At 63.1% G+C, this 24,455-nt stretch carries 20 protein-coding genes; 6 read left to right on the forward strand and 14 right to left on the reverse strand.

Translation table 11 applies throughout. From position 1 onward, the window contains the following. Window positions 1–2: 2 nt before the first annotated feature. The gene (locus AD670_RS27640; RefSeq protein WP_053139698.1) at window positions 3–953 is read left to right on the forward strand and encodes a PDR/VanB family oxidoreductase; all 951 of its coding nucleotides are present in this window, start codon (window positions 3–5) and stop codon (window positions 951–953) included. Window positions 954–959: 6 nt separating this feature from the next. Here AD670_RS27640 and AD670_RS27645 read toward each other — a convergent pair whose 3' ends face one another. From AD670_RS27645 to AD670_RS27670, 6 genes are all read right to left on the reverse strand, one after another. Further along, window positions 960–1,673: a GntR family transcriptional regulator gene (locus AD670_RS27645; RefSeq protein ID WP_053139700.1), complete on the reverse strand. Its 714-nt coding sequence runs from the start codon at window positions 1,671–1,673 to the stop codon at window positions 960–962. 67 nt (window positions 1,674–1,740) lie between these two features. Then, window positions 1,741–3,483 carry an acyl-CoA dehydrogenase gene (locus tag AD670_RS27650; RefSeq protein WP_053139701.1) on the reverse strand — a complete coding sequence of 581 codons (1,743 nt, stop codon included), beginning with the start codon at window positions 3,481–3,483 and terminating at the stop codon, window positions 1,741–1,743. A 29-nt stretch (window positions 3,484–3,512) separates the two neighbouring features. Next, complete coding sequence (locus AD670_RS27655) at window positions 3,513–4,754, reverse strand: thiolase family protein (RefSeq protein ID WP_053139703.1); 1,242 nt, start codon at window positions 4,752–4,754, stop codon at window positions 3,513–3,515. After that, window positions 4,751–6,625, reverse strand: a complete 1,875-nt coding sequence (locus AD670_RS27660) for a feruloyl-CoA synthase (RefSeq protein WP_053139705.1) — start codon at window positions 6,623–6,625, stop codon at window positions 4,751–4,753. The genes AD670_RS27655 and AD670_RS27660 overlap by 4 nt, the downstream gene beginning before the upstream one ends. A gap of 62 nt (window positions 6,626–6,687) precedes the next feature. Then, the gene (locus tag AD670_RS27665; RefSeq protein WP_053139707.1) at window positions 6,688–8,136 is read right to left on the reverse strand and encodes an aldehyde dehydrogenase; all 1,449 of its coding nucleotides are present in this window, start codon (window positions 8,134–8,136) and stop codon (window positions 6,688–6,690) included. Window positions 8,137–8,212: 76 nt separating this feature from the next. Beyond that, on the reverse strand, window positions 8,213–9,043 hold the full coding sequence (locus AD670_RS27670; protein WP_010567568.1) for a p-hydroxycinnamoyl CoA hydratase/lyase: 831 nt from the start codon (window positions 9,041–9,043) through the stop codon (window positions 8,213–8,215). Window positions 9,044–9,256: 213 nt separating this feature from the next. Here AD670_RS27670 and AD670_RS27675 point away from each other — a divergent pair, with 213 nt between their 5' ends. After that, the gene (locus tag AD670_RS27675) at window positions 9,257–9,745 is read left to right on the forward strand and encodes a MarR family winged helix-turn-helix transcriptional regulator (protein ID WP_053139708.1); all 489 of its coding nucleotides are present in this window, start codon (window positions 9,257–9,259) and stop codon (window positions 9,743–9,745) included. 5 nt (window positions 9,746–9,750) lie between these two features. On the opposite strand, the gene AD670_RS27680 is transcribed toward AD670_RS27675, so the two are convergent. Then, window positions 9,751–11,076, reverse strand: coding sequence for an OprD family porin (locus tag AD670_RS27680; protein ID WP_053139710.1), 1,326 nt, complete (start codon window positions 11,074–11,076; stop codon window positions 9,751–9,753). A gap of 311 nt (window positions 11,077–11,387) precedes the next feature. On the opposite strand from AD670_RS27680, the gene mhpT reads away from it, so the two are divergent. Then, complete coding sequence (mhpT, locus tag AD670_RS27685) at window positions 11,388–12,596, forward strand: 3-(3-hydroxy-phenyl)propionate transporter MhpT (protein WP_053139712.1); 1,209 nt, start codon at window positions 11,388–11,390, stop codon at window positions 12,594–12,596. Here the strand turns inward: mhpT and AD670_RS27690 are convergent. The 3 genes from AD670_RS27690 to AD670_RS27700 form a co-directional block, all read right to left on the reverse strand. Further along, on the reverse strand, window positions 12,574–13,521 hold the full coding sequence (locus AD670_RS27690; RefSeq protein ID WP_053139714.1) for a transporter: 948 nt from the start codon (window positions 13,519–13,521) through the stop codon (window positions 12,574–12,576). The two genes, mhpT and AD670_RS27690, sit on opposite strands and share 23 nt — an antisense overlap. A gap of 81 nt (window positions 13,522–13,602) precedes the next feature. Further along, window positions 13,603–14,370 (reverse strand): coniferyl-alcohol dehydrogenase, encoded by a 768-nt coding sequence (locus AD670_RS27695; RefSeq protein ID WP_053139716.1) that lies wholly within the window; start codon window positions 14,368–14,370, stop codon window positions 13,603–13,605. Between the two features lie 57 nt (window positions 14,371–14,427). After that, window positions 14,428–15,903, reverse strand: coding sequence for a benzaldehyde dehydrogenase (locus AD670_RS27700; protein WP_053139718.1), 1,476 nt, complete (start codon window positions 15,901–15,903; stop codon window positions 14,428–14,430). A gap of 270 nt (window positions 15,904–16,173) precedes the next feature. Here AD670_RS27700 and AD670_RS27705 point away from each other — a divergent pair, with 270 nt between their 5' ends. Continuing rightward, complete coding sequence (locus AD670_RS27705) at window positions 16,174–17,928, forward strand: sigma-54-dependent Fis family transcriptional regulator (RefSeq protein WP_053139720.1); 1,755 nt, start codon at window positions 16,174–16,176, stop codon at window positions 17,926–17,928. A 98-nt stretch (window positions 17,929–18,026) separates the two neighbouring features. Further along, a complete protein-coding gene (locus AD670_RS27710) occupies window positions 18,027–18,638 on the forward strand; it encodes a TetR/AcrR family transcriptional regulator (protein ID WP_053139722.1) in 612 nt (203 codons plus the stop codon). Window positions 18,639–18,657: 19 nt separating this feature from the next. Here AD670_RS27710 and AD670_RS27715 read toward each other — a convergent pair whose 3' ends face one another. The 4 genes from AD670_RS27715 to AD670_RS27730 all read right to left on the reverse strand — a co-directional run bounded on the left by AD670_RS27715 (window position 18,658) and on the right by AD670_RS27730 (window position 23,041). Continuing rightward, window positions 18,658–19,137, reverse strand: coding sequence for a DUF3237 domain-containing protein (locus AD670_RS27715; protein ID WP_017139047.1), 480 nt, complete (start codon window positions 19,135–19,137; stop codon window positions 18,658–18,660). A gap of 42 nt (window positions 19,138–19,179) precedes the next feature. Next, window positions 19,180–20,283, reverse strand: a complete 1,104-nt coding sequence (locus AD670_RS27720; RefSeq protein WP_053139724.1) for a polyamine ABC transporter substrate-binding protein — start codon at window positions 20,281–20,283, stop codon at window positions 19,180–19,182. Between the two features lie 40 nt (window positions 20,284–20,323). After that, a complete protein-coding gene (locus AD670_RS27725) occupies window positions 20,324–21,661 on the reverse strand; it encodes an alginate export family protein (protein ID WP_053139726.1) in 1,338 nt (445 codons plus the stop codon). 117 nt (window positions 21,662–21,778) lie between these two features. Continuing rightward, a complete protein-coding gene (locus AD670_RS27730; protein ID WP_053139728.1) occupies window positions 21,779–23,041 on the reverse strand; it encodes a serine hydrolase in 1,263 nt (420 codons plus the stop codon). A 252-nt stretch (window positions 23,042–23,293) separates the two neighbouring features. Here AD670_RS27730 and AD670_RS27735 point away from each other — a divergent pair, with 252 nt between their 5' ends. Further along, on the forward strand, window positions 23,294–24,436 hold the full coding sequence (locus tag AD670_RS27735) for a polysaccharide lyase family 1 protein (protein ID WP_053139730.1): 1,143 nt from the start codon (window positions 23,294–23,296) through the stop codon (window positions 24,434–24,436). Window positions 24,437–24,455 lie beyond the last annotated feature (19 nt).

Here is a 24,455-nt window from a genome sequence, read left to right on the forward strand (position 1 = left end):
ACATGATCGATGTGGTGGTGGTATCCCGTCATAACGAAGCCCAGGACATTTGCAGCTATGAACTGGCCAGTGTCGATGGCCAGCCGCTGCCGGCCTTCAGTGCCGGCGCGCATATTGACGTGCACCTGCCCAATGGGGTGATCCGGCAATATTCCCTGTGCAATCACCCCGAGGAACGTCATCGCTACCTGATCGGCGTGCTCAAGGACCCGGCCTCCCGGGGCGGCTCGCGCAGCCTGCACGAGCAGGTCCACGAGGGCTCCCGCCTGACCATCAGCGAGCCACGCAACCTGTTCCCCCTGGCCCACGACGCGCGCCGCAGTCTGCTGTTTGCCGGTGGCATCGGCATCACTCCGATCCTGTGCATGGCCGAGCGCCTGGCCCATGCGGGAGCCGACTTCGAACTGCATTACTGCGCCCGCGCCAGTGAGCGTGCGGCGTTTGTGCAGCGGCTCAAGGCGTCGCCGTTTGCCGAGCGGGTGTTCCTGCATTTCGATGAACAGCCGCACACGGCCTTGAATGCTGCCCAGGTGCTGGCGGCGCCCGCAGACGACGTGCACCTGTATGTCTGCGGCCCTGGCGGGTTCATGCAGCATGTACTCGACAGCGCACGCGCACAGGGCTGGCAGGAAGACTGCCTGCACCGCGAATACTTTAGCGCAGCACCGGTGGACAGCAGCCTCGACGGCGGCTTTTCGGTGAAGCTCGGCAGCAGCGGCCAGGTCTTCGAAATCCCCGCCGACAAGACCGTGGTCCAGGTCCTGGAAAGCCATGGCATCGAGATTGCCGTGTCCTGCGAACAGGGGATTTGCGGCACCTGCCTGACCCGTGTGCTGGAGGGCATACCGGAGCACCGCGACCTGTTCCTCACCGAGCAGGAACAGGCGCTGAATGACCAGTTCACGCCCTGCTGTTCACGCTCGAAGACCCCGCTGCTGGTGCTCGATATCTGACAGGTGTCACGACGCGGGCAAAATCACCTTCATGCGCGCGGCGGCGGTGGCTGAACTGAAGATCTCGGCATAGCGCAACGTCGCATTGGCGTGCTCGCGCATGATGGCTTCGGCCCGCGCGCCCTGGCGATTGACCAGGGCGTCAAACACCGAATGGTGCTGCATGTGGGCATAGTTGAAGCGTCGGTACTCGCGGGCCATGTCCTCGCGATCCACCGCCAGCGCGGTCACCGAGGCGAACGGCAGGTGATCATTGCGGGCCAGCGCGTCGGCGATTGCCGGGTTGTGGCTGCCTTCGACGATGACCTGGTGAAAGCGCATGTTCAGGTCGTGATAGACCTCAAGGTCATCCTCGGTCACGTAGCCCTTTTCGAACAGTTGATCGCCTTCCACCAGGCAGTGCTCCAGCGCCGCACGTGCCGCATCGGATAAACCCAGCTCGGCGGTCTGACGCGCTGCCAAGCCCTCAAGCACGCCACGCACTTCGACGGCGCCGGCAATGTCGCTGGGGCTGACCGAACGCACCTGATAGCCGCGCCCGCCAAACGGCACCAGCAGTCCTTCCTGTTCGAGGGTACGAAAGGCCATGCGCACGGGCATGCGCGACACGCCGAACAACTGCGCCGTGGGAATCTCCATCAGCCGCTCGCCCGCCGCCAGCTCCCCGCTGGCAATCATCTTGCGCAGTGCAACCAGCACCAATTGACCGGGTTTACTCATCCAGGCAACTTCCAGAAAACGTGAGCCGCCATGGTACCGCAAGTAGTACCGCAAGCACCTGGCCGCGTCAGATGAACGCCAGCGCTGCCCGTGCCCCGTCTATGGCGCCCAGGTGCTGGGCCAGCCGCGACGGCAGGTAATCGAAAAAGAACCCGGCGCTTTGCAGCTTGGCGGCACGCAGCGGATCGTCTTCGCGCAGTGCCCTGGAGACCCGCGCGGCCCGCGCCCAGGCAAAGGCCAGCAACGCGACGCCACAGAGCTGGAGGAAATCCGGCGCCGCCCGATAGGGGTATTCACTGTCCTCGTGGGTGCGTTCACGGATGGCGTGCACCACACTGGCCAACGCGTCGCACAGGTTGGCCAACGCGCCGGAAAAGCCTGCGCATTCCTCATACTGCGCGCCCTGCCCGGCCTCGGCGCGCAACTCGGCCAGCAGCAGGCCAAAGGCTCGGCCGTCATCCCCCAGCACCTTGCGCAGCAACAGGTCATTGGCCTGGATCTCGTTACTGCCCTCGTAGATCATCGCGATACGGCTGTCGCGCAGGGTTTGCTCGATGGCGAACTCGGTGACGTAGCCGTAACCGCCGAACACCTGCAGCGCATGACTGGCCTGGCGAAAGCCCTGTTCGGTGAAAAACGCCTTGATGATGGGCGTCAGCAACGGCGCCAACTGCGCGGCCGACGAGTCCTGGTCATGCTCGGCCTGATCAAGCAGGTGCGCCGCCCAATAGCCGATGGCGCGCATGCCCTCGCTGGTGGTGCGCAGCTCCAGCAACACGCGGCGCATGGCCGGGTGATAACGGATCGGGTCAGCCGCTTGGGCGACCACCTCTTCCGGTCTTGACGGCGCACGCATCTGCAAGCGTTCGGCGGCGTACTGGCGAGCGTTCTGCCAAGCCGCCTCGACATGCCCCAGGCCTTGCAGGCCCACATGCAGGCGCGCCGAATTCATCATCACGAACATCGCCGCCAGGCCGCGATTGGGCTCGCCGATCAGCCAGCCCTGGGCGGCGTCGAACACCAGGGAACAGGTGGCGCTGCCCTTGATGCCCATCTTGTGTTCGATGCCATCGCAGTGCACGCCATTGGCCTGGCCATCGTCCAGGTGCTTGGGCACCAGGAACAGTGAAATGCCACGACTGCCCGGCGGCGCATCGGGCAGGCGCGCCAGCACCAGATGCAGGATATTGGCCGTGAGGTCGTGCTCGCCGCCGGAGATAAACAGCTTGCTGCCGCTGAGGCGATAACTGCCATCCGCCTGGGGCTGCGCGCGACAGCGCAGCAAGCCGACATCGCTGCCGGCCTGGGACTCGGTCAGGCACATGGTGGGCAAGGCCTGGCCACTGACAATGTCGGGCAGGTAGCGCGCCTGCAACCACGGAGCGGCGTGGGTCTTGAGGCACAGATAGGCGCCGTGGGCGATCCCGGTGTACATGGCCCAGGCGTGGTTGCTGGCGTAGAGCATCTCTTGCAGCGCCGCATCGAGCAGTTGCGGCAAGCCCTGCCCGCCCTGCTCCTCGGCACACGCCAGCGCCGGCCAGCCACCGTCGACATAGGCGCGATAGGCCTCGACGAAGCCGTCCGGGGTGCTGACCCGGCCCGCCTGCCAGCGGCAGCCCTGGCGATCACCGCTGCTATTCAACGGCGCCAATACGCCCTGACTGAAGCGTGCCGCCTCCTCCAGCACCTGTAGTGCCAGCGGCAGGTCCAGGGCCGAGAACACCGGGTGGCGCTGCCAGGTATCGGGCGCCTGCAACCAGTGCTCAAGGACAAATTGCATATCGCGCAGGGGCGCCTCATAGCTCCACATCGGGACACCTCATCGACTAAGAAAAACCATCAAGCGCGGTAGGCAGGGTTCTCGATCAGCAACGCCATGCCCTGCCCGCCGCCCACACACGCTGCGGCAATCCCGTAGCGCAAGTTGTGCTGGCGCAGCTGTCGGGCCAGGGTCATCACCAGGCGCAGGCCGGTGGCGGCCAGGGGATGCCCCAGGGCAAGCGAGCCGCCCTGGACGTTGAGGCGGGTGCTGTCCAGCTCCAGTTCATGGGCCACCGCCAGTACCTGGGCGGCCTGGGCTTCGTTGATCTCGAAGCGGCCGATGTCACCCAGGTTCAACCCGCTGCGTTGCAGCAGCAGGCGGATCGCCGGTGCCGGGCCGATGCCCATGAACTCGGGGGCCACACCGACCACCGCGCTGGCCAACAGCCGCGCCAGGGCCGGACGCGTGCAGGCCGAGGCACGCCCCACCAAAGCCGCCGCCGCACCATCGACCACCGCGCAACTGTTGCCGGCGGTTTGCACGCCGCCAGCATGCACGGCGCGCAAGCGTGCCAGGGCGTCAAGGTCGGTGGGACGTGGGTGGCTGTCGGCGCTGACGGCACTGGCCCGACGCGCCAGGCTGATGCCCCTCGGCTGGTACCCCTCAAGCTCGAACACCTGGTTATCGACCGTGACGATTTCTTCCACCCACGCGCCGTCACGTTGCGCCTGCAAGGCACGCTGATGGCTGTCGCAGGCGTGGCGGTCCACGGCCTTGCGGCTCAGGCCATAACGGCGCGCCAGGTTGTCGGCGGTGGCGATCATGTCCAGGCCGGGGGCCGGGTCGTACAGGGCCTCCCAGAGAAAATCCTTGAATTGCACCTCGCCGCCGAGTCGAAACCCATCCCGATGGGTGTAGGCCGCAATCGGGTTGCGCGACATGGATTCACTGGCCACGCACAGGGCCAGTTGCACCTCGTCGCGCAGCTGTTCAGCGGCCTGGCGCAGCAGTTCGAAACCGGTGGCGCAGATGCGCTGCACCCCCAGTGCCGGGACCGCTTGCGCCACCCCGCTGTACAAGCCGATATGCCGTGGCAGCAAGTAGGCATCGAAGCTGGCCTGGGCCATGGAACCGGCCAAAACGCTGTCCACCGCCTGGGGGTCGATGCCGGCCCGGGCCAACACTTCACGGCCGACCTTGATGCCCAGGTCGATGGGCGACACCTGGGACAGTGCGCCGCCAAGGTCGACCCACGGCGTGCGCACCGCCTCGAAAATCGCCGCATCGGCAAACGCCGAGTACTGCCCGGCGCTGCTCAAGGCTTGGGCCCGGCGCGCAGGATCGTGGCCTCTTCACCGCGATACAGCGCCTCGACCTTGGCCGCACGCCATTGCAGCACGGCGCGCTGGTTGATCGAACCCTTGTCGGTGATTTCCCCACGATCGATAGACGCTGGCTCGTCGAGCAGGGCAATCCATTCCAGGCGACTGGCATTGCCGGTGGCCTCGCGGTTGAGGCGCTGCAACCAGTCGCCGAACCACTGGCGTACCGGCGCGCTGGCCAGCACCTCAGCGTCGCTGGCGTCGGTGCTCAAGCCGGCCAGCCGACGGCACTCGTAAAGCCGGGGGAACACCAGTGCTCCCAGGCATTCGCGGTCCGGCGCAGCAATCACCAGGTCCTGCACATAGGGCGCGCCGTCGAGCACGGCGCGATTGCGCAACGGGCCGACACTGACAAACACCCCGGAAGACAACTTGAAATCCTCGGCAATCCGCCCGTCGAACATCAGCCCCAATTGCGGCTGGTGCGGGTCGGCGAGCTTGATCGCGTCACCTGAACAGTAGAAACCCTGTTCGTCGAACACCGCGGCGGTTTGCTCCGGCGCCCGCCAATACCCCGGCATGATGTGCGGCCCGCGAAAGCGCCCTTCGAACTTGCCGTCCAACGGCACCAGGCGCACCTCGCAGCCCGGCGCAGGCAATCCGATATAGCCGGCCATGGACAACGGTCCGGTGGTGAAGGTGCAGGACGGCGCGGCTTCGGTCATGCCCAGCCCGGCCATCATGCGGATACGTTCACCGCAGTGCTGTTCGGCCACGCGGTCGAGGCGATCCCAGATACTTTGCGACAGGCCGGCGGCGGCGAAGAAGAACAGTTTCATCCGCGCAAAAAACCGTTCGCGCAACTCGGCGTCCTGTTCCAGGGCGTTGACCAATTCTTCCCAGCCCTTGGGCACCGTCAAATAGGCCGTGGGCGAAACCTCCTTGAGGTTGCGCAGGGTCTCGGCAAAGCCCTGGACCGTGGGCTTGCCGTCGTCGAGGTAAAAGGTGCCGCCGTTGTAGAGCACGATGCCGACGTTATGGCTACCGCCAAACGTATGGTTCCACGGCAGCCAGTCCACCAGCACCGGCGGTTCTTCACCGAACACCGGGAATGTCTGCAACAGCATTTGCTGGTTGGCACAGAGCATGCGCTGCGTAGTGATCACCGCCTTGGGCAATTTGGTCGAGCCCGAGGTGAAGAGAAACTTGGCGATGCTGTCGGGGCCGGTGGCCTGGAACGCCGCGTCGGCCTCGGCGCCGCCCGGCGTTTGCAGCAGGCTGGCGAAGCTGACCTGAGTGCGCCCAGGCACGTGGCCGCGCACGCTGATCAGCGGGGTCTCGGCCGGCAAGACAGCGTCGATGGCGCGCTGGTAAGCCGCCACATCGCTGACGAATACCAGCCCCGGTTGCAGCAGGTCGCACACATGCCGCAGCTTGGCGAAATCCTGGGACAACAACGAATACGCCGGCGATACCGGGCAGTAAGGAATACCGGCGTACATCGCGCCGAGGGCGACCTGCAAATGCTCGATGTCGTTGCCCGACAGCAATGCCAGCGGCTTGTGCGCCGAGAGCCCGTAACTCAACAGGCCCTGGGCAATCGCACGCACGCTGTCGAGCATCTCGCGGTAGCTGACCCGGCGCCAATCACCACCGGCCTGGCGGGCCGCGATAAACGTCTGCTCGGGGCGCACTTGGGCCCAATGCACCAGGCGATCGAGCAAGCGCGCCGGCAACTCGGCCAGGGGCTCGAGGGAGCGCATATGCAGCACGCCGTGTTCTTCAGTGACCGCCACCGGTGCGTGGCCGATGGAGACCTCGCGGTATCGCGGTGCGGGCTGGGGTTGCGGTCTGAATTCGGAACTCACAAGGGTGTCCTCCAGCAAGGCGGGTCAACGCCGCCTTGTTATTGTTATGTCGCGACGCCTGCTCAGATCGGGTAATGCCGTGGCCCGTTCTGCAAGGTCACCCAGCGCAATTGCGTGAAGTGCTCGATCGAAGCCTTGCCGCCAAAGCTGCCGTAGCCGCTGGACTTGACCCCGCCAAACGGCATCTGCGCCTCGTCATGCACGGTCGGGCCGTTGATATGGCAAATGCCCGACTCGACACGCTGGGCCAGGGCCAGTGCACGCCCGGTGTCACGGCTGAAGATCGCCGCCGAGAGGCCGAACTCGGAGTCGTTGGCCAGGCGCAGCAAGGCTTCATCCCCGTCACCGCGCAGCAGCACCGCCACCGGGCCGAAGGACTCTTCGCGGTACAGGCGCATGTGTTCGGTGACGCCATCGATCAGGGTCGGCTGCAGGATGCTGCCGTCCAGTTGGCCACCCACCACCAGCCGCGCGCCCTTGGCGAGGGCATCGTCGATCAGGGCCTTGATGCGTGTGCCGGCGCCGGCGTCCACCAGGGAACCCAGGACCGAATCCGCTGCAACGGGATCGCCCGCGCGCAGGGTCGCGACCTTGGCCGCGAGCTTGGCGGTGAACGCATCGGCGACCTTGGCATCGACAATCAGGCGCTCGGTGGACATGCAAATCTGGCCCTGGTTGAAATAGGCGCCAAAGGCCGCTGCCGCGACCGCAGCGTCGAGGTCGGCGTCGTCGAGCACCAGCAACGGCGCCTTGCCACCCAACTCCAGCAAGGCCGGCTTGAGGTGACGCGCCGAGAGTTCGCCGACAATCCGTCCCACGTGGGTGGAGCCGGTGAAGTTGACCCGGCGCACGGCCGGGTTGGCGATCAGCCGCTCGACAATCGCAGCGGCATCCGCCGGGGCATTGCTGATGACGTTGACCACGCCGTCGCCCAGGCCGGCGTCCTGCAAGACCTGGCCAATCAGGCGGTGCACCGCAGGACTTAATTCCGAGGCCTTGAGCACCACGGTATTGCCGCAGGCCAACGGCATGGCGATGGCGCGGGTGGCGAGGATCACCGGGGCATTCCACGGCGCGATGCCCAGTACCACGCCGCAAGGCTGACGCAAGGCCATGGCGAAACTGCCGGGAACATCGGAAGGGATCACTTCACCGGTGATCTGGGTGGTCATCGACGCCGCTTCGCGCAGCATATTGGCCGCCAGGCGCACGTTGAAGCCATACCAGTTGGCCATGGCGCCGGTCTCGCCGGCGGCGGCAATGAATTCGGCGCTGCGCGCCTGCAATTGCTCGGCAGCCTTGAGCAAGCGGGTGCGGCGTTCGTTGGGCGCCAGCGCGGCCCACGCGGGGAACGCGGCGTGGGCGGCCGCTACGGCGGCGTCGGCATCTTCCAGGGTCGCGGCGGCCACCCGCGAGACCACTTCACCGGTCACCGGGTTGCGACGCTCGAAGGTTCGACCGTCACGGGCGGGGCACGACTGGCCGCCGATCAACAGGGGCACGTCCAGCATGGTGATTCCTCTTTATTGTCTTTATCGGGAATACGTTCAAGCAGGGTACAACGGCGCGGCCAGGCGGCCGCGTCCTTCAGCGTTTATACGCCTGCAGGCCAGGCTTGATGCTCTTGTCGTCGAGGAACTGTTTCATGCCCTGCTCGCGACCGCCTTCGGTGTCGAGCAGGCGCGACTGATCGAGCTTGGCGTAGAGGTAATCCTCGTTCTGCTCCCAGGTCAATTCGCGGCAGCGCTTGAAGCCATGCTTGGCGGCACGCAGCACTACCGGGTTTTTCTCCAGCAGGTTGCGCGCCAGTTCGATGGTCACTTCGCGCAGTTGAGCCAGCGGCACGCTTTCGTTGACCAGGCCCATTTCGGCGGCTTTCTGCCCGCCAAAGGTCTTGCCGGTCATGATGTAGTACAGCGATTGGCGATGGCCCACGGTGTCGGCCATGGCCTTGCTCACCAGGTTGCCCGGCGGGATGCCCCAGTTGATTTCCGAGAGGCCGAAGGTCGCTTCGTCCGCACAGATCGCCAGGTCGCAGGCCACCAGCGGGCTGAAGCCACCGCCGAAGCACCAGCCATTGACCATGGCGATGGTCGGCTTGGCGTACATGCGCAGCAGTTTCCATTGCCATTGCGAGGCTTCGCGGCGGATTTTTTCCTGGAGGATTTCCGGGCCGGCGTCCACTTCGCGGAAGTATTCCTTGAGGTCCATGCCAGCGGTCCAGGCTTCGCCGGCGCCGGTCAGTACCAGCACACCGGCGGCAGGGTCCTGCTCGAGGGTTTCGAGGACGTCGATCATTTCCCGGTTCAGGGTCGGGCTCATGGCGTTGCGTTTTTCCGGGCGATTGAGAATGACCCAGGCGATGCCTTCTTCGATCTCAACCTTGACGGTGGTCCAACGGCCTTCGTAATTGCTCATGGCGGTACGCTCTTGTTCTGGGTTTGAAGATGATTCGAAATTAAACCGCAAATATAGTTATGTCAATTAACTATTAATCTGGATAACCAATATTTTTTTGCGGTAAAACCTGCGTTTTTCAGGCGTTGTGAAAAGCCGGCATAGCCATGGCTCGCCAACCTCGGCAAACTAGATAGCCTTCTTAACCTCCACCTTTTGAGGATTGCACTGTTAATGGCCAAGCCTTCCAACCTCGCCGACGCCAGCCAGGCCCTGTCCGATAACGCCGACGTACGCGCGCCGCTGGATTCGGCCCTGGACGATCTGATCGGCTACGCCATGCGTCGCGCCCAGCTCAAGCTGTTCCAGAACCTGATCGGCCGGCTGTCGGACCACGACCTGCGCCCTGCGCAGTTCTCGGCCCTGGCGATCATCGAGCAGAACCCCGGGCTGATGCAGGCCGATCTGGCCCGCGCACTGGCCATCGAGCCGCCCCAGGTGGTGCCGTTGCTGAACAAGCTGGAAAGCCGCGCACTTGCCGTGCGCGTACGCTGCAAGCCGGACAAGCGCTCCTACGGGATCTTCCTCAGCAAGAGCGGCGAAACCCTGCTCAAGGAACTCAAGGCGATCGCCGCCCAGAGTGACCTGGACGCCACGGCCGCCCTCGACGGCCAGGAACGTGAAGAGCTGCTGCGCTTGCTGAAGAAGGTCTACCAGGACTGATCCACCTACCAGAGCGCCACGGTGTAGAGCACCAGGAAACGGGTCTGGTTTTCATCGCGAAACGCCGCGCCGCTGGGGAAGTCATTGCGGTAGATCGACTTGCGCGCCATGAACCCGACGTTCTTCAGCGGACCATCCTGGATCACGTAGCCCAACTCCATCTGGAACTCGCGCTCCTTGCGATCCTCGGCGTTGAAAGCCGCCAGTTCGATATTGTCGCCGCGCACATAGCGCAGCCGACTCTTGAGCCCCGGCACACCCGCTGCGGCGAAGTCATAGTCATAGATGGCCTGCCACGTGCGCTCCTTGGCGTTGAGAAAGTCCGAGCTCATGGTCAGTTCGCTCATGCCCATCAACTCAGTGCCAGAGATATAGGGGGTGGCCGTCTCCCCGCTTGAGTGCATGTAGCCAAGGCTGACGCGGTGGCCGCCAAGGCGGTAGCCGAACAGGGCTGAAAGGTTGCGGTTATCCACCTTACCCGCGTTGGCACTGCCATCCTCGCGACTGAAAAAGCTGCGCAGGTCGCTGGTGAGCACGCCATCGCCCAGCGGCAGGTTGTGCAGCAACGCCAGGGTGTCCTGCTGGTAGAGGTCCGCGACCTGCGAGTGATAGACGCGCAGGCTGAGGTCTTTGTTGACCTGATAGTCACCGCCCACATACGCCAGGTGCGACGTGGTGGCGGTGGCGTTGAAACGCCGGTTGGGCGAGGCGATGGTCATGGCCTGGTAGTCGGTGGAGTCGCGTTTGTTGATGCGGTCGATGTAGCCGGTGTTGAGGGTCAGGCCATCGATGTCCTTGGAGCTCAAGGTGGTGCCGCGAAAGGTTTGCGGCAGCAGGCGCGACGGACTGGCAAAGGCGAACGGCAGGAAGATCGACACATCGCCGGCCTTGACCGTGGTTTGCGCAAACCGCAGCTTGGCGGTCGGGGCCAGGCGCGAGTACTCATCGGCGGCGCGCTTGTCGCTGGCGGACACCGGCAACAACTCGGTGCCACTGCGGTCTGGCGACGAGTCGAGTTTGACCCCCATCAACCCGCGCACATCCAGGCCGAAGCCCACCGGGCCCGGGGTGTAGCCCGATTCCAGGTTGAGGATGAACGCCTGGGCCCATTCCCGTGCGGCGGTCTTCGCCCCGTCGTCCTTGTAGTCGCGGTCCAGGTAGTAATTGCGCAGGGTCAAGGTGCCGTGACTGTCGTCGATAAAGCCTGCCGCCCACAACGGAGTGGGCAACACGCTCAAGGCCAGGCATGCCATGAGCAGGCGTGGAGTGGTGTTCGACACACAGGCGACGGGCGCCGCTGCAACGGCGTGCTCCATAGGGAGTTCTGGCATGTTCGATGTCCATTTTTTGTTGTTGTTTTTGGGGTGACACACGCTTGGCCGGGTCGGCTTCGCGAGCCAAGAATGGAAACAGCCGGCGCTGCCCGTCAACCGCAACTGAGCGATAATCGAACATTAATAAAACTATCTATTTTTTAGTTGCGCATGGATCAATATATTAAGCCTTTGAATTAAAAGTATTTATTCATGATTTTTGGTCAATTTAATCTACGATTCATTTTTTAGTTATCTTTGTTATCTTAATCCCCAGCAGCCACTCAAGCTCGCCACCACAACAAAAACAACAACAATGAGGTTTGCCCATGGACAGTCCATCGCGTCGTTCGACGCTGACTATTGCGTTGTGCTTTATCGTTGCGCTGATCGAGGGGTTCGATCTGCAAGCCGCCGGCACCGCCGCCGCCGGATTACGTCAAACGTTCGCCCTGGATCCGAAGATGCTCGGCTGGGTCTTCAGCGTCGGCATCATCGGTCTGCTGCCGGGGGCGTTCTTCGGCGGCTGGGTCGCCGACCGCATCGGACGCAAGAAAATCCTGGTGAGCGCCGTGCTGCTGTTCGGGCTGTTTTCCCTGAGCACCGCGTTTGTCGACAGCTACTCCAGCCTGTTGCTGGTGCGCTTCCTGACCGGCCTGGGCCTGGGCGCCGCGCTGCCCAATCTGATCGCGCTGTGCGCCGAAGCGGTGAGCGAACGCAACCGTGGCACGGCCATCAGCGTGATGTACTGCGGGGTGCCGCTGGGCGGTGCATTGGCCGCAGTGGTGGCGATGTTTTCCAGTGAGCACTGGCAGACCACCTTTATCATCGGCGGCCTGGCGCCCTTGCTGGCCGTACCCTTGATGATCCTGCTGCTGCCGGAATCCAGCGCCTTTCGTCAACAGCTCGACACCACGCACGGCGCCCGCCCTTCCACCGGCCAGGCGCTGTTTGGCGAAGGTCGCGCCCGCACCACAATGGCGTTGTGGCTCAGCTACTTCTTCACCCTGACCGTGATGTACATGCTGCTTAACTGGCTGCCGTCGCTGTTGCTGGAACAAGGCTTCAGCAAGCCTCAGGCAGGCATGGTGCAGATGCTCTTCAATATCGGCGGCGCCCTCGGTTCGCTGCTCGGTGGCGTGCTGCTGGACCGCTGCAATGCCGTCAAAGTGGTGCTGTCGGTGTATGCCGGGTTGCTGGCGGCATTGGCGGGGGTCGGGTTGTCGGTGGGCATCGTGCCCATGGCCATTGCCGGTTTTGCCGCCGGCCTGTTCGTGATGGCCGCGCAGTTGGTGCTGTATGCGTCGGCACCGCCCTCCTACCCAACCTCGGTGCGCGCCACCGGTGTCGGTGCAGCGGTGGCCGTCGGCCGCCTGGGTTCGGTGGCCGGACCGCTGGCGGCCGGGCAACTGCTCGCCGCCGGCGCCGGCACCGCCGGGGTACTGCTGGCGACGTCCCCCGGGGTGGTGATTGCCGCACTGACCATCATCAGCGTGATGGTGCGTACGGCGCCCACTAGAACTTATGCAGCCAATTGAGCACCATTTTGTTGCCCTCGGTACGGTTCTCCGCCTGCTGTTCAAAGTAGGCGTTTACCGATAGCACGTCTTCCTTGCTGAACGCATAGACCAGGCCTGGGCCAATGGCCCAGACCTTCTCCCGGCGCCCGCTCACGGCGTGCCCATCGACCTGGGTGTCGGTGATCTGCTTCAACCAATAGCCGTTGACCCCCACGCTCAGTTGCTGGCTCACGGCATATTGCAGGGTCAGGTTGGCATGCAACGCCTGCCCGGCCTGGGTATCGGAAACATCTCCAAAACCTGCCTGCGGATCATCATTCTTGCCATTCCACAGGTACATGAAACGCCCGCTCGCCGACCACTTCGGGCTGAACCAGTACGTCGCCGCGTAATACGGGTTGAATGACCAGAAGTTGCTGCCTGGGTTGATCGAGCGCTTGCGGTCATAGGCACCCACCGGCACCGAGATATCGGCTTCGATACGTTGGGTCAGCAGTGGGCTGCCATCGGCGCGGCTCAGGGTCGGCAGTTGCAGGAAGGGCCCCACAATCACATCACCAAAGCCGGCGCGGGAACTCAGCGCCGCATTGTTCAAGCCATCGTCGACGTCCACATGGGCCAGGGAGGTGTTGATCAGGGTGATTCCCGGCATCGCGCCATTGGCCAGGGGTTGGCCGACGTAGATGATCTGCGTGGTAGGCGCCACCACTTCCACGTCCTGCTTGGGCAACGCCAGCTTGTTGCCGTTGACATCATTGAAGCGGCTGGCCCGGGAGTACGTCAGGTATTCCTCCAGGTACCAGCCAGGGCCGGCCGGGGCCGGTGAGCCGTCGTAGAAACTGGTGCTGCCGAGGTTGAGTCCGGGCAAATCATAAGCGTAAGCAGTCGATGTCAGTGCGACAAACGTCGTGGCCGCAACCGTCCGCAAGATAGGCTTGAGCATCTTGTATGTCCTGTATTTTTGTTGTTGTTCAAGCCCCCCGGCACGGTGGATCCGCGCCGGGGTTTACCGCTGTTGCAACCCCTACACGTAGGTCGCCGCCAACCCACCGTCCACCGGCAGATTGACCCCGTTGACCCAGCGCGCGGCGTCCGAGCAGAGGAAGGCAATCACCGCCGCCACCTCATCGGCCAGGGCCGGACGGGTCATGCGCTGGCTGTCCGCAGCCACCCGCTCCGGCCCGAGCATGCTGACGAAATCGCCGAGAATCGGGGTAAACACCGGCCCCGGCGCAACGCAGTTGAGGCGCACCGAATGATCGCGAAACCAGCCTTGGGATTGCTGGAAGCTCCACACGATCAGCGCCTCCTTGAAGTACTGATAACAGCTGGCCTGCTCCACCGGATTGGCCGCCAGCCACTGCTGCCCAGCGTCGAAGCTGTGCGTCGCGGCCAGGGCCTTGTGCAGCTCCAGGCGTTGCGGCCATTGCGCGCCGAGCACCGAGGCGACATTGACGATGCTGCCGCCCGCCGACATGCGTGGCAGCAGCGATTGAGTCAGGTGCCGCAACCCCAGGTAATTGACCGTGGCCACCGCTTGCACGGGCGCGGTACCGGGCACGCCGGCAATGTTGCACAGCCCATCGACCCGTGCGGGCAGGCGTGCCACCAGGGCATCGATGCTGGCAGGGTCGCCCAGGTCAGCCTGGAAGAAGCCATCCAGGCTCAGTTGCGGTTCATGGCGATCAACGCCGATCACCGTCGCGCCCTGGAAACGCGCGAGCCGTGCCAGCTCGGCACCAATGCCCGAAGCGACACCGGTGACGATCAAGGTTTTGTTGTGCAGGTTCATGTTCAAGCCCTCTTATTTTTGTATAGGCATGGGTAAATCAAATTGATGCGCCGGGATTCAGAACGGATAGGCAGGCGGGGTGTTTTTCACCGTGACCCACTGCCACTGGCTGTACTCGTCCCAGTCGGCCGGCCCGCCCACGCTGCCGCCATTACCGGAAGCGCCGCGCCCGCCAAAGGGGTTGATGCATTCGTCGGCGACGGTCTGGTCGTTGATGTGCAGCAGGCCGCAGTCAAGCCGCTCGCCGATGGCCATGGCGCGCCCGACCGACGGTGAAATGATGGCGGCCGAGAGGCCGTACTCGGTGCGGTTGGCCAACTCGATGGCCTCCTCGTCCGTGGCAAAACTGACCACCGTGGCCACGGGACCGAAGATTTCATCCTCAAACGCGCGCATCCCTGGGCGCACGCCGCTGAGCACGGTGGGCTGGTAGAACAACCGGTCGTATTCGCCACCCGCCTCCAACCGCGCGCCCGCTTGCAGGCTGTCGCTGACGATCTCGTGCACGCGCTGCAATTGCCGTTGGTTGATCAATGGGCCGAGCGCGGCTTCACCGCGGGCGGCATTGCCCACGGTGAGCTCCCGGGCCTTGTCCACCAACTTGCGCGTGAGGCGTTCGGCGATGGATTCATGCACGAGAATCAAGCCGGTCGCCATGCAGATTTGCCCCTGGTGCAACCAGGCGCCCCAGGCGGCATTGCTCGCGGCCAGGTCGAGGTCGGCGTCTTCGAGAATGATCAGCGGGTTTTTGCCGCCCAGTTCCAGCGCGACTTTTTTCAGGTGTCGGCCGGCCACTTCGGCGACTTTGCGCCCCGCCGCCGTGGAGCCGGTGAACGCGATCATCCGCACATTCGGATCGCGGCACAGCGCCTCCCCCGCCGGCGCGGCACCGGGCAATACCTGCAGCAGACCCTTGGGCAAGCCCGCCTCCTCGAACAGACGGGCGATGAGAAAACCGCCGCTGACCGGGGTCTGCGGATCGGGCTTGAGCACCACCGCATTGCCCGCCGCCAGCGCCGGGGCCACCGAGCGCAGCGACAGCACCAGCGGGAAATTGAACGGCGAAATCACCCCGACCACGCCATGGGGCTGACGCCGGGCATAGGACAGCCGCCCTGCTTCACTGGGCAGCACCAACCCGTGAGGTTGGGACAACAGCCCCGCCGCCTGATGCAGCAGCACAATTGCTTCGCGTACTTCGTGCTCGCCCTTGAACAACGCGCCGCCGGTTTCCCGCGCCACGTACAGCGCCAGCTCGGCAAAGGACTGCTGGGCCAGGTCCGCCGCCTTGCGAAACACCTCGGCACGCTCCCGTGGGCCGAGTGCAGCCCAGGCCGGCTGGGCCAGGGCCGCGCTGCGGCAGGCGACGGCGATGTCAGCCGGATTGGCCATGGCGCAACGCATCAGGGGTTCGCCGGTGGCAGGTTCGATCACCGGGATCACGGATCCCGAAGCGGGTATCCAATCGCCGTTGAACAGGCATTCGGACGCAATGGCCCGCTGTAGAAAGTGGGTGGTTTCAGACACTGACATGGCAACTCCCGGTTCTTGTAATTGTCATCGCCTGCACAGTGTGCAAACGCCGCATCTAGCCTTGAGCAAAGGCTGTGCCGCTTGCACGCAACGACGCCGACATACAGCGTCGAGGGCTCTGGAACGGGGCCTGCCACGCGCCGTTCAGACCTCACCCACCGATCACCTGTAAAAACCGGGGCCTTGCCACTTGTTCAATTGATAAGGTTATGTTTAATAACTATCTGAGCAGTTACTCATATCGATCACTCGCTTTGCAGGGGCATAACAATGACTAATCCCCCCAGCGCACTGCCCGACGACCGGGTGGCCAACGCGCCCTACCATCCGCGCGGTGACAGCCGCCAACTCAGTGACAGCAGCTCCCCCACCCCGGCGGAACTGACCGACTGCCTGTTCTTTTCGCCCGAAGACGGGCGTATCTGGCTCAACGATCAACGCATGCTGTTGCTGCACAGTTCGTCGTTCGGCGCCCTGCGCCGGGAAGTCATCGAGCGCCTGGGGCTGGAGCAGGCACGCGGCCTGTTCACCCGCACCGGTTATGCCTCCGGCGCGCGGGATGCGCGGTTGATCCGCGAGCGATGGCCACAGGCGGATGCCGCCGCGGTGTTTCGCGCCGGGACCCACCTGCACACCCTGGAAGGCATGACCAAGGTTGAACCGCTGCACTTCAAATTCGATGCCGATTCGGGCTTCTATGAAGGCGAGTTCCTCTGGCACCACTCCTGCGAGGCCGATGAACATGTGAGTGCCTACGGCATCGGCCAGGACCCGGTGTGCTGGACTGAAACCGGCTATGCCATCGGGTTTGTCAGTGGCCTCTTCGGGCAAATGGTGATTTTCCGCGAAGTCGAATGCCGGGGCATGGGCCACCGCAGCTGTCGGGTGATCGGCAAGACCGCCGAGCAATGGGGTGACGTCGAGCAGGACCTGCGCTACCTGAATGTGTCCCAAGCCGTCACCCACCCTGCCGCCCCCACGCTCGCCAATCCGCTGCGCAGCGGCGGCGGCCTCAGCCAGCCACAGCCGTTGGTAGGCGCCAGCGCGGCGTTCAACGCGGCGATGCAAGCCCTGCAACGGGTCGCGCTGACCCCGGCAACGGTGTTGATCAGCGGCGAGTCCGGGGTCGGCAAGGAGATGTTTGCGCGCCAGTTGCACCAGCTCAGCCGACGCCATGACAGCCCGTTCGTGGCGCTCAATTGCGCCGCCATTCCGGACAACCTGATCGAGGCCGAGCTGTTTGGTGTTGAACGCGGCGCGTACACCGGCGCGACGCACTCGCGCCCTGGACGGTTCGAGCGGGCCCAGGGCGGCACGCTGTTTCTGGATGAAATCACCAGCCTCAGCCTGGGCGGGCAAAGCAAGCTGCTGCGGGCTTTGCAGGAGCGGGAAATCGAACGGGTCGGCGGGGTGCGCGGGATCAAGGTGGATGTGCGCGTGGTGGCCGCCACCAATATCGACCTGCGTAAAGCCGTGGCCGACGGCACCTTTCGTGAAGACCTGTTCTACCGCCTGAATGTCTACCCCATCGCCCTGCCCCCGCTGCGCGAACGCCGGGACGACATCCCGCTGCTGATCAACGCGTTCCTCACGCGTTTCTGCCAGGAATACGCCAGAACGCCGGTGGGCCTGACCATGCGCGCGCTGAAGGTTCTGCTGCGCTATGACTTCGCGGGCAATGTGCGCGAGCTGCAGAACCTGATAGAGCGCGGCCTGATCGCCAGTGACGAAGGCCAGGCCATTGACCTGGTGCACCTGTTTCGCAACGAACCGATGCCCGCCGCGCCCTATGGCCTGGACGATCACGGCAGCCTGTCAAACACTGCGCCAGCGCCCCGCCCTGCGCTGCTGGACACCCTTGGCCAGTTGGACCAAGGGTTTTCCATCGACGGCCTGGAGTCACGCCTGATCAATGAAGCACTGCAACAAAACGCCGGCAACCTGGCCGCCGCCGCCCGGCTCGTGGGGCTCAGCCGTGCTCAATTCGCCTACCGGTTGAAAAAGCATCAGCGGCAAATCCCTTGAATGGCAATTAGTGCTTTAAAAGCTTTACCCAATTAAGTATTTTGCAGGGATACCGGGGCGACAAGCGCCCCTCTTTTTACTCGTGACAAGGATCTCCTGTGAGCGGACTGCGTGAACGTCAGAAAGCCGAACGCCGGCAAGCCATCAGCAAGGCCGCGATCGAGTTGTTTGAGCGCCAGGGTTTCCAGAACACCACCATCGAACAGATCGCCAGCCAGGCCGGGGTGTCGCCGCCGACGGTGTTCAAGTACTTCGGCAACAAGCAGGAAATCATCCTGGAAATCCTGCACCAGGCCGATCAACGCGCGATCATCGACACCCGCAGCCGGATCCACGAAATCGACGACCCGGTCGAAGCGCTCTGCCACCTGGAACGTCTTCTTACCGGCTATGCACTGGAAGTCATGCACCCCAGCCTGTGGCGTGAACTGCTGCCGCTGATCCTGTTCGGCGGCAGCAATGGACTGCCCGAAGGCTATCGGGCCATGAACGATGCGCTCAGGGCCGAGATCAGCGAATTGCTGCGGGAATTGCAACAGGCCGGCAAGCTGCGCCCGCAACTCGATGTGGAATTGGCCGCGTTCCTGTTGAACGATTATTCGCACCTGCAACTGTTCCGGCTGGTGAACCAGGAACACCCGGATATCGACGCGCACTCGATGCAGGTCAGGCGTATCACCGAGTTGCTGTTCTACGGCATGCAGGCCTGAGCGCTTCCAGGGTCGGGCCTCAGTAAAAGCGATAGCAACGAATCACCACCTGGTCGGCGCACGGGTAATGCACCAGGCCGATAAAACTTGAACGGGTGAGCCAGTCCAGCCGCCCCTTGGGCACCTGGAACACCGGCGTACAGGTGCAGCGATACTCCGTCTCAGGAATCGGCCATTGGCCGTCGCGCTCCAGTTGGCGTCCGTACTCAGTCATGCTCAGCACACCCCGGTTACGGATGTTGATCACCTCGCCTTCGTCGGTCCTCACGCTGTAGCGGGCATCCAGTTGACCGATGCCATCGGGGCGCAAAAGAAAGCAATCTTCTCCGCCCGCCAGGACCTGGCCGCTGATGCCGACCCCATCGAAATCCCCGCCCACAATCGGGTAATTGCAGCGCAGGCCTTCAACGCTGTCGCCCAGCATCACGCCCGGCCCTATCGCGACGCGAAGGGTCAGCACCCGCTGCAAGTTGGGGGCAATGTCCATCCGTTCAGTCATGGCAAGCTCCAAGCCCGGCGCGTACGCACCGGGCCACACTGATCAGCGGTTGCTCTTGATGGCGGTCCAGGTGCGGGTACGGATGCGCTCCGCAGCAGCCGGGATCGGCTCCAGGGCGAACAGGGTCTTGCGCGCTTCGTCCGGCACATACATGTTCGGGTCGTTGCGGATGCTGGCGTCCACCAGCGCAGTGGCGTCCTTGTTCGGGTTGGGGTAGCCGATCTTGTTGCTGATGCGCGCAATCACGTCCGGGCGCAGGATGTAATTGATGAACGCATGGGCCTCCGCCAGATCGGGTGCCTTGGCCGGGATCGTCATCACGTCCGACCACATCGGCGCGCCTTCCTTGGGCAGTGCCATCTCGACCTTGACGCCCTTGCCGGCGGCATCTGCCAGTCGTGTGGCCAGTGCGACACCGCCGGACCAACCCACGCCCACACAGATATCACCGTTGGCCAGGTCCATGCCGTAGCGCGACGAGTTGAAGTAACTGACGTAAGGGCGAATCTTCATCATCAGGGCCTGGGCTTGTACATAGTCCTCGCGCTTCTGGCTATTGGGGTCGAGGCCCTTGTAGTGCAAGGCAATCGGCAGGATCTCGTTGGCGGCGTCGAGGAAACCCACGCCACAACTGGCGAGCTTGGCGAGGTTTTCTTCCTTGAAGATGATGTCCCAGCTGTTCATCTGCACGTCAGGGCCGAGGGCTTTGCGCACCTTGTCGACGTTGTAGCCGATCAGCGTGGTGCCCCACAGGTAAGGCACGGCGTAGCGATTGCCGGGGTCACCTGCGGTTTCCAGGGTTTGCATGAATTGCGGGTCCAGGTGCTGCCAGTTTGGCAACTGCTTGCGATCCAGCGGCTGCACGGCCCCGGCCGTGATCAAGCGTCCCAGGTTGGCGGAGCCGGGAAACACCACGTCATACCCGGAGTTGCCCGTCAGCAGCTTGGACTCCATGGTTTCGACGGTGTCGAACACATCGTAAACCGGGCGAATGCCGGTTTCCTCCTGGAAGCTCTTGAGCACCTCGGGTGGCAGGTATTCGATCCAGTTGTAGATCCGTACGGTGCGTTCTTCAGCCAGGCAAAAACCACTGATGAGCAACGAGGCGACAGTGCCCAGCACGGTGTTACGCAAAAATCTGTTCATGATCAAAACACTCCAGCGCGGCCGCGATGGCTCGCAGCACTTAATAGCGGTAGGTGAAATACAGTTCCAGCGCACTGAACATCTGGTCGTTGCCGAACACCTGTTTGGCGGCGGCCAGTGGCTTGACCCAGTTGTAGGACAGCGACGTATAGAACGACGGCGTGGGTGTCCAGTCGAGGAAAACCACACTTTCGTCAGCAAAGCGCCGATCGCTGACCGGTGCGCCCATGTAGTTTTTCTCGTCCAGCCAGAACTGGTAGTGAATCGCGCCGAGGGTCAGGGTGTCGTTGAGGTGGGTCTTGAGGGAGAACTGCTGGACGTTTTCGTTGCTGTTGAACAGCAGGTAGTTGCCGACCACGTCCCCGACCAGCCAGGTGCTCCAGTCGACGAAGCCTTTGCTCAGTGGGTCCCAGGCTTTTTGCCGGTTGTCGGTGAGGTTGTCGTCGCCGGAAAAGCTCGCGTAGCGGTAGCCGAGAATCGGCGTCAGCGGCACGGTGCTGAAGGCGTAGTCGGCCTGGGCGTACCAGGCGTTGGCATCGTAGTCGACGCCCTCGCCGCTGCCGCGCTCCAGCGCGTACTCGGCATTCAGCGTCAGCGCCTGTACGCCGGGCACCTTGGCGTTGAGCGCCCGCAGGTTGTACACCTGCATGCCGTCCCGACGGCGCGGGAGCGTGCTGCCTCGGGGGCCAAGGGCATTGACCTTCATGGCCATGGCGCCGAGCGTCACCTGGTCATCGAGGTTGTAATCGAGGTTGACGCCGGTCATGCGGAAGTCGCCCAAGTCATCATCGGTGCGCAAGGTGAAGGCCTGGGACTTCAGCGCGCCATGGTCCCAGGCGAGGATCGCCGAATCCTTGAACGCGGTTCGCGGGCCGAGCCAGTAGGCGCCATCCTTGTACTGGTCGAGGTTACCGTCCATGACGATGAACCCCGTACCGATCATGTAGTTCTGGCGGCCGGCGGTGAACTTCCACTCGCCGGCGCGAAAACCGCCGTAGAGTTCTTCGGCTGCGACCTTGCCGTCGGAGCTGCGGGTGAAGCCACCCGCATCGCCATCGCCGAAGGTGCTCGCCGCCACCAGGGAACCGCCCGCGAGCAGGCTGAAATCCGGTTGCAACGCATACTCAAGCTTGAACCCCGGCTTTACGTAGACCTCTTGCCAGTTGATCCGGGCGCCGCCGTTTTTACCGTTACGCGCATCGACCTGGCCGCTGCCGAAGTTGACGCCACGGGTAAACAGCGTCGCCCCACCCGCCGTGAGATTGACTTCACCCTTGAGATCGCCGTCCTCAAAGGTGTAGCCCGCTAACGCGACGTGGGTGGTCAAGGGTAAGCCGAACGCTAACAGCGCTCGGGAAAAACGCTTGGTGAAAACCATAAGAAGCTCCTGTGGAATTATTGTTGTTACAGGGCAGTCAATGGCGACGCAGAGCGCCGCCAACACCTGGGCAAGCCAGGTGAATAGAACGCAAGACTCTTATTTTTTGGGCGTGGGTCAGCGACTCAGGTGGGCAGCGATCGCGCGCAGCATGCGCACGCTGTCGTTATCGAACGGGCTGACCGCATCGGTGAGCGACGATTGCTTGACGATCACCACACCGGACGGCTTGTCGATAAACAGGTATTGGCCGTGGATCCCCCCAGCCATCAGGGCTTGGCTGTGGTCGTTGAACACGTACCACTGGCTGCGATAGGACGCACCCGGCGTCCAGCTGAAGAACTCGGCATTTTGCGCATAGATCGCCGGATCAGCGCCGGCGGCGATACGGGCCACGGTCTCGGGCGACAGCAGCTCAACGCCGTCCTGGCGACCGTCGTTGGCGAGCAGGCGACCGAAGCGCGCCATGTCTCTCAAGGTGGCACTGAAGCCCGCCCCGGCAACGTTACGGCCCCAGGGATCGGCCATGAAATAACCGTCGCGCTCGCAGCCCAAGCGCCCCCAGATCGCTTCCAGCATCTGACTGCAGGCCTTGCCCGAGGCACGTTCCATGACCCATGCCAGCACTTCGGTGGTTGCCGTCACGTAATGGAAAAAACCACCGTGGCTGCCGCGCTTCTTGAGCGACGGCAAGTACTGGTACAGCGACTCGAACTGGGCGTACTCCGCCGGTGCCGGTTGAAAGCCGCAGGCATAACCATACTGCGAGCTCTCAGAGCGGGGATCGTCATACACCTCGCTGTAGTCGATGCCCACCGCCATGTCGAACAACTGACGCACCGTGGCATCACCAAACGCACTGCCCACCAACTCAGGCACGTAGTACGCGGCGGGCAGCTCGGGCTTAAGCAGGCCGTTGGAAACCAGTTGTTCGCCGAGGGTGCCGATCAGCGACTTGGTCACCGAGAACATGATGTGCCGGTCATCCACGCGCTGGCCGTTGAAGTAGCGCTCGAACAACACCGTGTCGCCCTGCATCACCAAAAAGGCATCGGTCTGGCTGGCCACAAGGTGTTCGATAACGCTGATGCTCAGCCCGCATTCGCTGTCGAAACACAGTTGGTCCAGCGCTTTGGGCGCTTCCTTGAGCTGAGTGGCAGGCCTTGAACCCGCCGCCACATCAATGGTGGGACGCAGCCGCGCCAGATGACGGAACCCCCACTGGCTGAAGGGCGCGCGCATCCAGTTGTGCCACGTTACTCGGTGTTTCGGCTCGGCCGGGAAGCCCTGCATCAGGACAGGAGCCACGCGCGCTGCCGGTGACGATTCATTGGCCTCGACGTAAAGAGTCGCCAGTACAGACGGGGTTTTAAGACTCATCGGGATAACCCTGAAGATGACTCTGCATGAGAGCAGATGCACAGGAATAATTATCCGATATTTTATTTTAGTCAATAAAACTTTTTACTCGTTAACCTTGAAATGAGTTGTACGACAACGCAATTCCATATGATAGGATTTCTCATGCAGCGGACGTTCGATTCGCTGCACCAGTGGCAAGGACGTCCGCTCGAGAAACGCGCATGCCTGTGCGCGTTTAAACACTCAAGTTAATCAAGGATCTGATTACTCATGACAAAACCCTCAACCTTCACTGCCTCCAAACTGGCCAGTGCCATTATCGGTGCCCTGCTTTTTTCCAGCGTTCCGGCGCATGCTGCGGACATCTGGCTGGATTCGGCCACCACCGGCTGGGCCACTCAGAACGGCGGCACCAAGGGCGGCTCGCGAGCTGCGGCGAATAATATCTACACGGCAAAAAACGCGGCTGAGCTGAAAACCGCACTGAGCGCTTCGGTGGGCACCAACGGCCGTATCATCAAAATCACCGGCATCATCGATGTCAGCGAAGGCAAGGCTTATACGACGACTGCTGATATGAAGGTACGCGGTCGCCTGGATATTCCTGGCAAAACCACCATCGTCGGTACCACCAGCAATGCCGAGATCCGTGAGGGTTTCTTCTATGCCAAGGAAAACGACGTCATCATCCGCAACATCACCATCGAAAACCCTTGGGATCCCGAGCCGAAGTGGGACCCTACAGACGGCAGCGCCGGCAACTGGAACTCGGAATACGACGGCCTGACCATTGAAGGCGCCAACAACGTGTGGGTCGATCACGTGACCTTCACCGATGGCCGCCGTACCGATGACCAGAACGGCAGTGCCAACGGCCGTCCGAAGCAGCATCACGACGGCGCGCTGGATGTTAAAAATGGCGCCAACTACGTGACCATCTCGTACTCGGCGTTCAAGTCACACGAGAAGAACAACCTGATCGGTTCCAGCGACAGCCGCACCACCGATGACGGCAAGCTCAAGGTCACCATCCACAACACCCTGTTTGAAAACATCTCTGCCCGCGCGCCGCGGGTGCGTTTCGGCCAGGTGCACCTGTACAACAACTACCACGTGGGCAGCACCAGCCATAAGGTGTACCCGTTCTCATACGCCCATGGCGTGGGCAAGAACTCGAAGATCTTCTCCGAACGCAATGCCTTCGAGATCAGCGGTATCAGCGGTTGCGACAAGATCGCCGGCGATTACGGTGGCAGCGTCTACCGCGACACCGGCTCGACCCTCAACGGCAGCGCATTGAGCTGCTCGTGGAGTTCGAGCATCGGCTGGACCCCGCCGTACAGCTACACCCCGCTGGCCGCCGACAAGGTCGCCGCCGACGTCAAGGCCAAGGCCGGCGCCGGTAAGCTCTAAGCTGCGGTGTCACCTTCGT

The sequence above is a fragment of the Pseudomonas sp. MIACH genome, assembly GCF_001269925.1.
Lineage (GTDB): Bacteria > Pseudomonadota > Gammaproteobacteria > Pseudomonadales > Pseudomonadaceae > Aquipseudomonas.